The sequence below is a fragment of the Paenarthrobacter sp. UW852 genome (genome assembly GCF_024608385.1).
Lineage (GTDB): Bacteria > Actinomycetota > Actinomycetes > Actinomycetales > Micrococcaceae > Arthrobacter.
The window spans coordinates 382,773-395,059 of the sequence record NZ_JAMSGY010000003.1 but is presented as its reverse complement, the minus strand read 5'-3'; the positions used below and the strand labels follow the sequence as shown (position 1 = coordinate 395,059).

The 12,287-nt window shown below is 64.0% G+C and carries 12 protein-coding genes; 8 read left to right on the top strand and 4 right to left on the bottom strand.

The genetic code is table 11. The annotated features are described in order from the left end of the window. The first annotated feature begins 59 nt into the window (after positions 1 to 59). The 8 genes from hemQ (at position 60) to NEK97_RS07910 (ending at position 8,657) form a co-directional block, all read left to right on the top strand. The gene (gene hemQ / locus NEK97_RS07945; protein ID WP_257369254.1) at positions 60 to 761 is read left to right on the top strand and encodes a hydrogen peroxide-dependent heme synthase; all 702 of its coding nucleotides are present in this window, start codon (positions 60 to 62) and stop codon (positions 759 to 761) included. Further along, on the top strand, positions 758 to 1,981 hold the full coding sequence (locus NEK97_RS07940) for a ferrochelatase (RefSeq protein ID WP_257369253.1): 1,224 nt from the start codon (positions 758 to 760) through the stop codon (positions 1,979 to 1,981). The genes hemQ and NEK97_RS07940 overlap by 4 nt, the downstream gene beginning before the upstream one ends. Further along, entirely contained in the window at positions 1,978 to 2,976 is a 999-nt protein-coding gene (hemC, locus tag NEK97_RS07935) for a hydroxymethylbilane synthase (RefSeq protein ID WP_257369252.1), read from the top strand. The genes NEK97_RS07940 and hemC overlap by 4 nt, the downstream gene beginning before the upstream one ends. A 4-nt stretch (positions 2,977 to 2,980) precedes the next feature. After that, complete coding sequence (locus tag NEK97_RS07930; RefSeq protein WP_257369251.1) at positions 2,981 to 3,838, top strand: uroporphyrinogen-III synthase; 858 nt, start codon at positions 2,981 to 2,983, stop codon at positions 3,836 to 3,838. Then, a complete protein-coding gene (gene hemB, locus NEK97_RS07925; RefSeq protein WP_235520661.1) occupies positions 3,835 to 4,815 on the top strand; it encodes a porphobilinogen synthase in 981 nt (326 codons plus the stop codon). The genes NEK97_RS07930 and hemB overlap by 4 nt, the downstream gene beginning before the upstream one ends. Continuing rightward, positions 4,815 to 5,894 (top strand): LLM class flavin-dependent oxidoreductase, encoded by a 1,080-nt coding sequence (locus NEK97_RS07920; protein WP_257369250.1) that lies wholly within the window; start codon positions 4,815 to 4,817, stop codon positions 5,892 to 5,894. Before hemB ends, NEK97_RS07920 begins: the two co-directional genes overlap by 1 nt. A gap of 43 nt (positions 5,895 to 5,937) precedes the next feature. Continuing rightward, positions 5,938 to 7,257, top strand: a complete 1,320-nt coding sequence (gene hemL / locus NEK97_RS07915; RefSeq protein WP_257369249.1) for a glutamate-1-semialdehyde 2,1-aminomutase — start codon at positions 5,938 to 5,940, stop codon at positions 7,255 to 7,257. Between the two features lie 113 nt (positions 7,258 to 7,370). Next, a complete protein-coding gene (locus NEK97_RS07910; RefSeq protein ID WP_257369248.1) occupies positions 7,371 to 8,657 on the top strand; it encodes a glycoside hydrolase family 3 N-terminal domain-containing protein in 1,287 nt (428 codons plus the stop codon). 81 nt (positions 8,658 to 8,738) lie between these two features. Here NEK97_RS07910 and NEK97_RS07905 read toward each other — a convergent pair whose 3' ends face one another. From NEK97_RS07905 to NEK97_RS07890, 4 genes are all read right to left on the bottom strand, one after another. Next, on the bottom strand, positions 8,739 to 9,476 hold the full coding sequence (locus NEK97_RS07905; protein ID WP_211714242.1) for an amino acid ABC transporter ATP-binding protein: 738 nt from the start codon (positions 9,474 to 9,476) through the stop codon (positions 8,739 to 8,741). Further along, the gene (locus NEK97_RS07900; RefSeq protein ID WP_257369247.1) at positions 9,473 to 10,237 is read right to left on the bottom strand and encodes an amino acid ABC transporter permease; all 765 of its coding nucleotides are present in this window, start codon (positions 10,235 to 10,237) and stop codon (positions 9,473 to 9,475) included. Before NEK97_RS07900 ends, NEK97_RS07905 begins: the two co-directional genes overlap by 4 nt. Positions 10,238 to 10,249: 12 nt before the next feature. Then, positions 10,250 to 11,200 carry an ABC transporter substrate-binding protein gene (locus NEK97_RS07895; RefSeq protein WP_235520656.1) on the bottom strand — a complete coding sequence of 317 codons (951 nt, stop codon included), beginning with the start codon at positions 11,198 to 11,200 and terminating at the stop codon, positions 10,250 to 10,252. Positions 11,201 to 11,540: 340 nt separating this feature from the next. Then, positions 11,541 to 12,251, bottom strand: a complete 711-nt coding sequence (locus tag NEK97_RS07890) for a 3'-5' exonuclease (protein ID WP_257369246.1) — start codon at positions 12,249 to 12,251, stop codon at positions 11,541 to 11,543. Between the last annotated feature and the right edge of the window lie 36 nt (positions 12,252 to 12,287).

Sequence of the window (12,287 nt, the reverse complement as noted above, 5' to 3'; positions counted from 1 at the left end):
TACGCCTTGTAGAACTGATCCGTTTCGACTTAGCGCCATGCACGGGGCAAACTTGAACCATGAGCCACACTTCTGCCGAATCTGTCACTAAAACTGCTGGAACCGACGAGCAGTTCTTCACGCTTTGGACCGTCTTCAAGCGCTCGGCCGACGTCTTGCGCAGCGGCGATGCTGCCCAGGAATTCGAAGCCCTGATCGAAACGCTCGCCGAAGGCGGCGTGGTCCTCCGCGGTAGCTATGACGTGTCGGCGATGCGCTCGGACGCCGACATCATGGTGTGGCTCCACGGCGCCAAGCCCGAGGACCTGCAGTCCGCCGTCCGCTCCATCCGCCGCAGCAAACTGTTCGCAGGAACGGAAATTGTCTGGTCCGCCATGGGCGTGCACCGCGAGGCCGAGTTCGCCAAGAGCCACGTGCCTGCCTACGCGCGGGGCGTCGAGCCCAGCACCTGGCTCTGTGTCTACCCGTTCGTCCGCTCCTACGAGTGGTACATCCTGCCGGCCGAAGAGCGCGGCGCCATGCTCCGCGAACACGGATTGCTGGGCCGGGAATTCCCGCAGGTCATCTCCAACACCGTCTCCTCCTTCGCCCTGGGGGACTGGGAGTGGATCCTTGGTCTTGAGGCACCGGAACTGGTGGACCTGGTTGACCTGATGCGCCACCTGCGGGACAGCGAAGCCCGCAACCACGTCCGTGAAGAAATCCCGTTCTACACCGGCCGCCGCATCAGCGCCGCCGAGATTGCTGAGGTCCTGGCATGAGCGAGCTCCCCCTTTCCACCGAACTGAACAGCGTCACCGAGCGCGGCCGCCAGGAACCCAAGAACTACGACGCCGTCCTGCTGGCTTCCTTTGGTGGACCCGAAGGCCAGGAGGACGTCATACCCTTCCTGCGCAACGTCACCCGTGGCCGTGGCATCCCCGACGAGCGGTTGGAAGAGGTGTCGCACCACTACCGCGCATTCGGTGGCATCAGCCCCATCAACCAGCAGAACCGCGAACTGAAGGCAGCGATCGAAGCGGAGCTGGCACAGCGCGGGATCGAGTTGCCCGTCCTTTGGGGCAACCGGAACTGGGACCCGTACATCGCCCCCGTCCTGCAGGACGCTTACGACGCCGGCCACCGCCGGATCCTGATGCTCACCACCAGCATCTACTCCTGTTACTCCAGCTGCCGCCAGTACCGCGAAGACATCGGCGTTGCCCTGACCGAAACCGGCCTGGACGGCAAGCTCGAGGTCGACAAGATCCGCCAGTACTTCGATCACCCCGGGGTAGTCCAGCCCTTCCTTGAAGGGACAGCCGCCGGTCTGGAAGAGATCCGGGGCAAGCTGGCTGCTGCCGGCGAAACCGACCCGGACTCGAAGATCCGTGTCCTGTTCGCCACCCACTCCATTCCCACCCGCGATGCCGAGGCCGCCGGCCGTTCAGACGACGAGCCGCGCGAGTTCGCTGAAGGATCCGCTTACGCAGCCCAGCACCTTGCCAACGCCAAGGCCATCATGGATACCGTGGCACCCGGCGTCGCATGGGATCTGGTGTACCAGTCGCGCTCGGGTGCACCGCACATTCCCTGGCTGGAGCCGGACATCAACGACCACCTCGAGGAAATCGCTCCTGAAGGTGTCAAGGGCGTTGTCATTGTTCCCCTCGGTTTCGTCAGCGATCACATGGAAGTTGCCTGGGACCTCGACACTGAGGCGCTGGAAACGTGCCAGAACCTCAACATTGAGGCCACTCGCGTCCCCACGCCGGGCACTCATGCAGCCTTTGTTTCCGGCCTGGTGGACCTGATCTGCGAACGTACCGTTGATAACAACATCGCCGATCGTCCGCATGTCACCGACCTCGGACCGTGGTATGACGTGTGCCGTCCCAACTGCTGTGAAAACTTCCGCGGTGCCAAGCCTGTCATCGCCGAAGTCGGTACCCGCGTAGGCATCGGCCACGACGCGTACGCCGCGTCGGAGGCTGCCAAGTGACCGTCCGCATCGGCACCAGGGCCAGCAAGCTGGCCCTGACCCAGACGCAGCAGACTGCCGACAAGCTGGCTGCTGTCGGCGGTTTCCCGGTAGACCTCGTGCACATCCGGACCGAGGGCGACGTCAAGACCGGTTCCCTCTCCCAGATGGGCGGCACAGGCGTGTTCGTCGCGGCGCTCCGTGATGCGCTGCTGGCCGACACCTGCGATGTCGCCGTGCATTCCTTGAAGGACCTGCCCACAGGGGCGGCCCTTGGCCTGAGTATCGCTGCGACGCCAAAGCGCGTCGACGTCCGGGATGTCCTCTGCGCGCGCGACGGCATGACGCTCGCGGAACTGCCGGGTGGTGCGAAGGTGGGCACCGGCTCGCCCCGACGTGCAGCCCAGCTTCGGGCCGCGCGGCCGGACATCGAGGTCCTCGATATCCGGGGCAACGTAGACACCCGCCTTGGCAGGGTCCCGGGGCTTCCGGGAAACACCACGTCCGAGGTTGTTCCCGGTAAGACATGCGACCTGGACGCCGTGGTGCTCGCCGCTGCCGGCCTGGAGCGGATGGGCCGGCTGGACACCGTCAGCGAGTTCTTCGAAACCAGCGTCATGTTGCCGGCACCTGGGCAAGGGGCGTTGGCCATCGAATGCCGCACGGAGGATGCTCCCAACCAGGCAGGCACGACGGAGGGCTCCAACGGTGTGTTGGCGCAGGCCCTTGCCGCGCTGGACGACGACGACACCCGCCTTGCGGTGACAGCTGAGCGTGCGGTCCTTGCCAGGCTCGAGGCCGGCTGCGCGGCTCCCGTAGGCGCCTTCGCCTTCCGCAAGGGGAGCATGCTTCACCTGGAAGCTGCCGTTTGCTCGGTGGACGGGACCAAGACCGTGCGCGAGAAAAAGGCCACCGACGGCCTGACTGAGGTGGGAGCCACCCTGCTGGGCATCGAGGTTGCTGAGCTGTTGCTCGCCGCCGGCGCGGCGGAGATTGCGGATCTTGCCGCATCCTAAGCCCTTGGAAGCACAAACCTTGGCCGGCCGGCGTGTCCTGGTTACCAGGACCGCCGACCGCGCCCAGGCTTTGGCTTCACTCCTCACCGGAGCCGGTGCGGAGCCACTGGTGCTTCCATTGATCGACTTCGAACGGGCCCAAGACCAGTCCCCGTTGGATGAGGGCATCGACCGGCTGTCAGCGGGAGGATTCGACTGGCTGGTCGTCAGCAGCATCACCACGGTACGGGTCCTGCTGGAAAAGGCTGCCGAACGCGGTGTCACCCTTGCTCATCTGGTCCCCGCCGGGACCAAGGTGGCCACCGTTGGCGAGTCGACCAGGCGCGCCCTGGAGTCCGTTGGACTTACAGTTGCGCTGGCGCCCGTCGAGGCACAGTCGGCGGATGGCCTTCTTGAGCTCTGGACAGCGGCACCCGGCCAGGTCTTCCTGCCCCAAGCAGATATTGCCGCGCCGGGCCTCCGTGAAGGCCTGGCAGCGAAGGGCGCCGACGTCACTGCCGTGACCGCCTACCACACCGTTGATTTCCCGGGCCGCGCCGGTTTCCGCCTGACGACGCAGCTGCCATCCGCCGTCGTGGTTGAAGACCGGGCACCGCGGATCATGAGTCCTGCGGAAGTGCGGGACGCCCTGGACGCCGGGACCATGGACGCCGTGGTGCTCGCCTCGCCCAGTGGCGCACGGCGCATCGCCAGGGACTTTCCGGGACTGGGCCGCTGCCAGGTCATCGCGATTGGACGTCCGACGGCGGCTGCCGCCTCCCAGCTCGGACTCGCCGTGGCTGCCACGGCCAAAGAACCAACACCGGACGGCATCGTGGCCGCTCTGGTATCTGTTTTCGCCAACGAAGGGAACCCGCAATGAGCTTTCCAAACCATCGTCCCCGCCGCTTGCGCACAACTCCCGCCATGCGCAGGCTGACCGCAGAGAACCGGCTGGCCCCCGCAGACCTGATCCTCCCGGCATTCATCCGGGAGGGCCTCACCGAACCGAGCCCCATCAGCTCCATGCCGGGCGTCGTCCAGCACACCACCGACTCCCTGAAGCGTGCTGCCGCCGAGGCCGTGCAGCTGGGAGTGGGCGGCATCATGCTGTTCGGCGTACCCGCGGTCCGGGACGCGCAGGGCACTGCATCCCTTGACCCTGACGGTGTCCTGAACAAGGCAATCCGCGACGTCAAAGCCGAAGTCGGTGACGACCTGGTGATCATGGGCGACGTGTGTTTGGACGAATTCACAGACCACGGCCACTGCGGTGTACTGGACGCCGAGGGCTACGTGGACAATGACGCCACGTTGGAAATCTACGGCAAGATGGCAGTGGCCCAAGCAGATGCCGGCGCGCACGTCCTGGGCCCTTCGGGAATGATGGACGGCCAGATCGCCGTCATCAGGCAGGCCCTGGAGGAATCCGGCCACAAGAACACCGCGGTCCTGGCGTACGCCGCAAAATATGCTTCCGCTTTCTACGGCCCGTTCCGTGAGGCCGTTGATTCCCAGCTGAAGGGTGACCGCCGGACCTACCAAATGGACGCGGCCAACCGACGCGAAGCCATCCTCGAAGTTGAGTTGGACTTGGAGGAAGGGGCGGACATGGTCATGGTCAAGCCGGCCATGAGCTACCTGGACATCCTCGCCGACGTCGCCGCCATGAGCCCGGTGCCCGTTTCGGCCTACCAAATCTCAGGTGAGTACGCCATGATCGAAGCGGCTGCGGCCAACGGCTGGATCGACCGGCGTGGTGCCATCACCGAGTCCGTGTTGGGGATCAAGCGGGCCGGCGCCGATACCGTACTGACCTACTGGGCCTCCGAACTGGCAGGCTGGCTTAAGGAGTCCTGATGACCTCTGTTTCTTCCGACCCCACAGCTCCGGTAGCTTCTGACGAGATCCTGCTCGGGCTAAACACCTTCGGCGACGCGGGACTCGACGCCGACGGAAATCCCAAGGAGCATGCCCAAGTCCTGCGGGAGCTGTTGGAAGAAGCGAAACTCGCAGACTCCGTCGGCCTCCATGCCTTCGGCGTCGGTGAGCACCATCGTCGGGACTTTGCCGTGTCCGCGCCGGAGGTTTTCCTCGCCGCGGCAGCGGCTGTGACGACCCGGATCCGCCTCGGCTCGGCTGTCACGGTGCTGAGCTCGGACGATCCCATCAGGGTGTTCCAACGCTTCTCCACCGTTGACGCGATATCGAACGGTAGGGCCGAGGTGATGCTCGGACGGGGTTCGTTCGTGGAGTCCTTCCCGCTGTTCGGCCTTGACCTGGCCGATTATGAGGTCCTCTTCGAGGAAAAGCTTGAGCTCTTCGACAAAGTGCGCGCGCAGAAGCCGGTCCATTGGGAAGGCCGTACCCGACCCAACGTCAGCGGGCTCCAGGTCTACCCGAAGCTGCAGCACCATCTGTTGCCCGCCTGGATCGGAGTAGGCGGAACACCTGAGTCTGTACTGCGCTGTGCCGAATACGGATACCCGATCATCTTCGCCATCATCGGCGGAGAACCCCGCCGCTTTGCGCCCTTGGTGAATCTGTACCGCGAGGCCATGGGCAAATACGGCCACCCGATGCGCCAGATAGCGACACACTCACCGGGTTTCATCGCCGATACCGACGAGGCCGCCCGCGAAGAACTCTTCCCGCACTGGCTTGAACAGCGCAACAGGATCGGCGCCGAGCGTGGCTGGGGACCCGGCAACCGGGGCGAATTCGATGCGATGTGCGGTCCCGAAGGCGCACTCTATGTGGGCTCTCCGGAAACCGTGGCGCAGAAGATCGCGCTCCTGAAGCGGAACCTCGGGGTTGACCGCTTCGACCTCAAATACAGCAATGGGACCCTGCCGCACCAATCCATGATGCGCTGCATCGAGCTTTACGGCACACAGGTGGCCCCACGGGTCGCCGAGCTGCTTGCCGCGGCCTCGTAGGCGACGGCCCTGCCGCTGATGAATCACTGAAAGAATAGGAACCATGACTTCAAACACCCCCGTGTCCGACCAGCTCTTCGACCGCGCCCGGTCCCTTATGCCCGGAGGCGTGAACTCCCCGGTCCGCGCCTTCGGATCCGTGGGTGGCAACCCGAAGTTCATGGTTTCGGCCAAGGGTGCCTACCTCACGGATGCAGACGGCAAGGAATACGTTGACCTCGTGTGCTCCTGGGGGCCCGCCTTGCTGGGCCATGCCCACCCGGCCGTCCTTGACGCCGTCCACGCGGCCGTGGACCGTGGCCTTTCCTTCGGTGCTTCCACCCCGGATGAAGCCAACCTGGCCGCCATCGTCAAGGAACGTGTCTCCGCCGTCGAGCGCCTGCGGATGGTGTCCACCGGTACTGAAGCAACCATGACTGCTGTACGCCTGGCCCGCGGCTACACCGGCCGCAACCTGATCATCAAGTTCGCCGGCTGCTACCACGGCCACCTCGATGGACTGCTCGCCGCGGCCGGTTCGGGCGTCGCCACTTTGGCCTTGCCCGGGTCGGCAGGTGTCACCGAAGCCACGGCAGCTGAGACCCTGGTGCTGCCTTACAACGACCTCGCCGCCGTCGAAGCTGCCTTCGCCGCCCACGGCAACAACATCGCTGCCATCATCACTGAAGCTGCGCCGGCCAATATGGGTGTCGTGACCCCGGGAGAGGGCTTCAACGCCGGTCTTTCCCGAATCACCAAGGAATACGGTGCGCTGCTCATCCTCGACGAAGTGCTCACCGGATTCCGCACTGGACATGCCGGCTACTGGGGCCTGACTGGCCGTCAGGAGGGCTGGGCGCCGGACCTTCTCACTTTCGGCAAGGTCATCGGCGGCGGAATGCCGACGGCGGCACTCGGCGGACGCGCCGACGTCATGGACTACCTCGCTCCCGTTGGTCCGGTTTACCAGGCCGGCACCTTGTCCGGCAATCCTGTGGCCATGGCTGCTGGCGTGGCAACGCTGACGAACGCGACGCCTGAGGTCTACGCCCACGTCGATGCCCGTTCGCTGGAGCTGTCTGCGGCCCTGTCGTCCGCCCTGGAAGCGGCCGGCGTAGACCACTCCATCCAGAGGGCAGGCAACCTGTTCTCTGTCGCGTTCGGCACCTCCGCCCACGGCGTGCACAACTACGACGACGCCCAGGGCCAGGAATCTTTCCGCTACGCGCCCTTCTTCCACTCCATGCTGGACTCCGGTGTTTATCTTCCGCCGTCTGTCTTCGAAGCCTGGTTCCTGTCTGCAGCCCACGACGACGCAGCAATGAGCCGGATCTTCGACGCACTCCCGGCAGCTGCGAAAGCTGCGGCCGCCGCCTCAGCCTGACGTGGCCAGCCTGCCCCGGGGAGCTGCACCGCGCAGCTGCCCGGGGCATTGTTGTACCCGCACGGGGTAGGCTCGTAAGTGGAAACCCAACCCCAACGAATCAACGGTTTACCATGCGCAAGACCCAGACAATTGCAACCCTCGGAATGAGCATCGCGGCGGCTGGAGCTCTGCTCGCCATGGCGTCCGGCTGCTCGGCAGGCAACGGAAGTTCCGCCCAGAACCCAACTCAAGGGACGCCGTCGGCCTCCGCTTCCCCGTCATCAGCCGCCCCGGTTCCCAGCACCGCGGCGGCAACGCCCTCCGCACGGCCTTCTGCTCCAGCGGCCCCTGCTCCGGCCCCACAGCCGAGCACCGGCACCCCATCTGCGGCTGAACAGCAGCTCGCCACCCTGGACGTGGAACAACGCGTTGGACAGCTGTTCATGGTCGCTGCCAAGGCTACCGGCGCCGAACCTGCAACCATGGCCGCGCTGAACAAATATCACGTGGGCAACGTCTACTTGAGCGGGCGCAGCAAAGCCGGAACGGCGACCACAGCGTCGGTGGTGTCAGCATTGACCGGCACGGTTTCCGCTGCCACAACCGGTGGGTTGCCGTTGTCGGTCGCCACAGACCAGGAAGGCGGATTCGTACAGGTCCTGTCCGGTCCGGGCTTCTCGCAAATACCCGCAGCGCTGGTACAGGCTGGGGCAGGGCCCACCAAGCTCCGTGCCGACGCGGCCGTCTGGGGCAAGGAGCTACGCAGCGTTGGCGTCAACGTGAACCTTGCCCCAGTCCTGGATACCGTCACGAGTCCCGAATTTGCCCCGTCCAACGCCCCGATAGGCCACTTCCAGCGGGAGTACGGCTTCACACCCCACGATGTCTCGGTGCTGGGCAATGCCTTCGCGGATGGCATGAAGGATGCCGGCGTCGCTCCAGTCGTGAAACACTTCCCGGGCCTGGGCCGAGTGGTTCCCAATACGGACGTCAGCAGCGAGGTCCGGGACACTTCCACCACCAGTAATGATCCCGCCCTGGAACCATTCCAGGCAGCCATTAAAGGTGGCGCCCGGTGGGTCATGGTCTCAAATGCCTATTACGACAAGATCGACCCCGCCAACATTGCACCCTTTTCGCCGACCATCATGGACACCATGCTGCGGAAGGATGCCGGGTTCACGGGAATCGTCCTGTCAGACGACCTCTGCAGCGCGGCTCAATTGGAAGCATGGTCTGATGCCGACAGGGCGCTGAACTTCTTTGCCGCCGGGGGAACCATGCTGGTGTGCGCCGATCCTGCCCGCGTCCCCACCATGCACCAGGCCGTGGTGCAGAAGGCCCAATCCGATCCGGCGTTCCGTGCCAAGGTGGACGCCGCAGTGCTGACCATCCTGCGGGTCAAGGCCGGCCAGTAGCATCTGGTTCCGAACGCGGAAAACCCCGTTTCGCGCAGCCCCGAGGGGGCACGCAAAGCGGGGTTTCCTGTGGCTTGGCTACTAAAGGACGTCCGAAAGGAAGCCCTGGAGACGCTCGGTGCGCGGATCCGTGAACAGCTGTTCCGGCGGGCCCGACTCCACGACCACACCGGCATCCATGAAGGTCACAACGTCGGAAACGTTGCGGGAGAAGCCCATCTCGTGGGTCACCACCACCATGGTCATGCCACCCTTGGCCAGGTCCGTCATGAGGGCCAGGACGCCCTTGACCAGCTCCGGGTCCAACGCAGATGTTGCCTCGTCGAAGAACATCACTTCCGGCTTCATGGCCAGCGCGCGGGCAATAGCCACACGCTGCTGCTGGCCACCTGAGAGGTTGGCCGGCCGGGAGTCCGCTTTGTGCTTCAAACCCACCAGGTCCAGCTGGTTCAGGGCCTCGTCCCGGGCCTGCTCCTTGGACATGCCACGGAGTTTGCGCAGGGCCAGCGAGATGTTCTCTGCCACCGTTTTGTGCGGGAACAGGTTGAACTGCTGGAAGACCATGCCGATCCGGCGGCGCAGCTCATCAGGGTTGTCCTTGAGAACCGAACGCCCGTCAAGCAGGATGTCGCCCTGGTCCGGCTCGATCAGCCGGTTCATGACGCGAAGCAGCGTCGACTTGCCCGAACCCGAAGGACCGATCACCGAGGCGGTGGTGCCCTTCTCAACGTGCAGGTCGATGCCACGCAGGACGTGGTTGCTGCCGAAGGACAAGTGGATGTTCTTGGCCGTCAATGTGCCTGAAACGAATTCACTCATGCTTGGGCTCCTTTTCCAACGACGGCTGCTGCTTCGTCCGGTTCTTTCTTCTCCGGACGGCCGGTCCGCATCCGGGCATCAATCCAGTTCACGAAGTGGGTGAGCGGAATGGTCAGTGCCAGGTAGAAGATGGCGGCAGCTACATAGGGGGACAGGTTGCCTGTGTTGGCCGCCGCGTCCTTGCCGATCTGGAAGATCTCACGCTCAGTTGCCAGGAGGCCCAACATGAAGACCAGCGACGACTCCTTGATCAACGCGATGAACTGGTTGACCAGGGCCGGAAGCACGCGGCGGATACCCTGGGGGACCACTACCAGGCGCATGGAGGAACCGTAGCTGAATCCGAGGGCGCGGGTAGCCTCCAGCTGGCCCTTGTCCACGCTCTGGATGCCGGACCGGAAGATCTCACCGATGTAGGCACCAGACATCAGGGACAGCGCGGCAATGGCCATGGGGTACGGGCTGGTTGAGCCTGTGAGTTCACGAACAATCGGGCCGAACCCGAATCCGATCACCAGGATGGTCAGCACCGGTGGAAGCCCGCGGAGAATGTCCGTGTAGATGCGGGCTATCCACCGTGCCGCTGCGTTCCGGGAAATCCCCATCAGGGCGAGCAGCATCCCGATCGCTGTCCCGATGACGCCGGAGACGACAGCCAGCACGATGGTGTTGGGCAAGCCGACGGCGAACATCTTGGGAAGGACTTCGCCTATCGCCTTCCAGTCAAAGAAGCTTTGGGCCAGTTGGTTGAGGATATCCATGGAACGTCCGGGTTACTTGGCGGGGATCTGGACGGCCTTGCTGCCCGGCTTCCAGCCCTGGGGGGTCTGCTCAGCAGCAGTCGGACGATCCTTGTACCACTCGGCCGTGAGCTTGGTCCACGTGCCATCGGCGATCACAGCGTCCAAGCCGGAGTTCAGGGCATCGATCAGGGGCTTGTTGTCCTTGTTCACTGCGTACGCGGTGAAGTTCTGGGTGTTGACAACCTTTTCGGCGATCTTGGTGTTGTCGCCTTCCTTGACCTGGCCTTCTGCCTGCTGTGACGGGGCCACCCAAGCGTCGATCTGGCCGTTCTTTACGTTGCCGTAGACCGTGTTGTAGTCAGGGAAACGGACAGGCTCGATCTTGAGCGTGTTGGTCATGTAGTCATCCTGGACGGTGCCCTGGACAACGCCGACGCGCAGGCCTTCCTTGATATCGCCGAAGCCGGTGACCTTGGAATCCTTCTTGGTGACGACGGCCATGTAGCCAAAGTCGTAACCGTTGGTGAAACCGACCGTCTTGCGGCGGGCGTCCGTGGTGGAGATCGAGGAGGATCCGACGTCGAACTGCTTGTTGCCCACCTGGGAGAGCAGTGCTGAGAAGTCAGTCGATGCGAATTCGACCTTGAGGCCCAGCTTGTCGCCGATGGCGCGCAGCAGTTCATTGTCGTAGCCGGTGAACTTGCCGGAAGGATCAATGAAGATGTTGGGCGGGGCGTCGGAGAGGGTGCCCACGCGAAGGGTGCCGTCAGTGATGAGGCCGAGCTTGGACTTGTCGATCTTGTCCAAGGGGGTGACGTCAGCGGTGGTGAAGGAGTCCAGGCTCTTCTGGTCGCTGCCGGCGAGGGCGTCGGTGGGGGTGCCGCTCGGGGTGGAGGATCCACCGCCGCATGCTGCCAGGGAAATCACCAGGGCTGCGGCCACAGGGGCGACAGACAGCCACTTAGGGGCTTTGAATTTCATGAAGAAATCACTTTCATCGAGTCACGGAGACGTATCGCGGTGGGCGGGGAAAACGGCAGCGAAACGAAAGTTGGCTGCCCTAGCAGACTTCAACCCGCCAAAACTTAATTATGTCACCAGGGCCCCAGGCGTCAGTGAATCGAATAAGTGGGTGCCTACGCTCGGTTTAGCCGAATATAGTTCCTACCAGGAGTGCGTTGCTCCTTGGACTATTCAACGGTTGGGCGAAGTCGTTGAATCCGCGCACTAATACAGGCCTGATGGGGGTTCCTGAATTCAGGTGTGACTTGCGTCGCAGAACGTAATCCGCAGGGGACAGTTCCGCGTGCGCGGTGCACCGCTAGAAGCCGCCTCTGCTGGCGTCCTCGGGCGGAAGGACGGGCCATTCGCCCTCGATGACGGCCGTCGGCTTGCTGCGGCGGAGATACTGCTGGAAATCAGCCGCCTGCGAGGCCGCCCAGTCCACCTGCAACTGGTGGAGCGTGGATGCCGGCATCTGCAGCTTGGGAAACTTGCCGGCCATGGCGTCCAGCACCCTCAACGTGGCCAGCGCATCCGCAGCCGACGTGTGGGCGTTGTTTAGGTCAACCCCGTATTCCTCGCACAGGGCGGTCAGGGTCCGCTTGCCCTTCCGGTAACGGTCAACCTGCTTGTTCATGATGTAGGGATCCAGTACGGGGAAGCGCGTCAGTTGAGGGACGCCGTAGCGGGCGGATTCCGCCGCGAGGACCGTGAAATCGTAACTGGCGTTGAAAGCGATGACCGGAGTGCCGTCGTCGAAAAGTCCCTGAAGAACTGCGGCTACCTCGCGGGTGACCTCTGCGGCGGGGCGCCCCTCGGCCCGAGCCCTTTCGGTGGTCACGCCGTGGACCTCGCTGGCCTCGGCAGGAATCTCCACACCCGGATCCGCCAGCCATTCATGCTCGGCGATGAGCTCTCCGCGTTCATCCACCACCGTGATGGATGCGGTGACGATCCGCGCTGACCGGGAGTTTTTCCCGGTGGTCTCGAGGTCGAAGGCGGCGCGGGAGAGGGTGTTCCAGGAGCTCATGTCTTCAAGCTACCGGCTGGCTCCGACACTATTTGG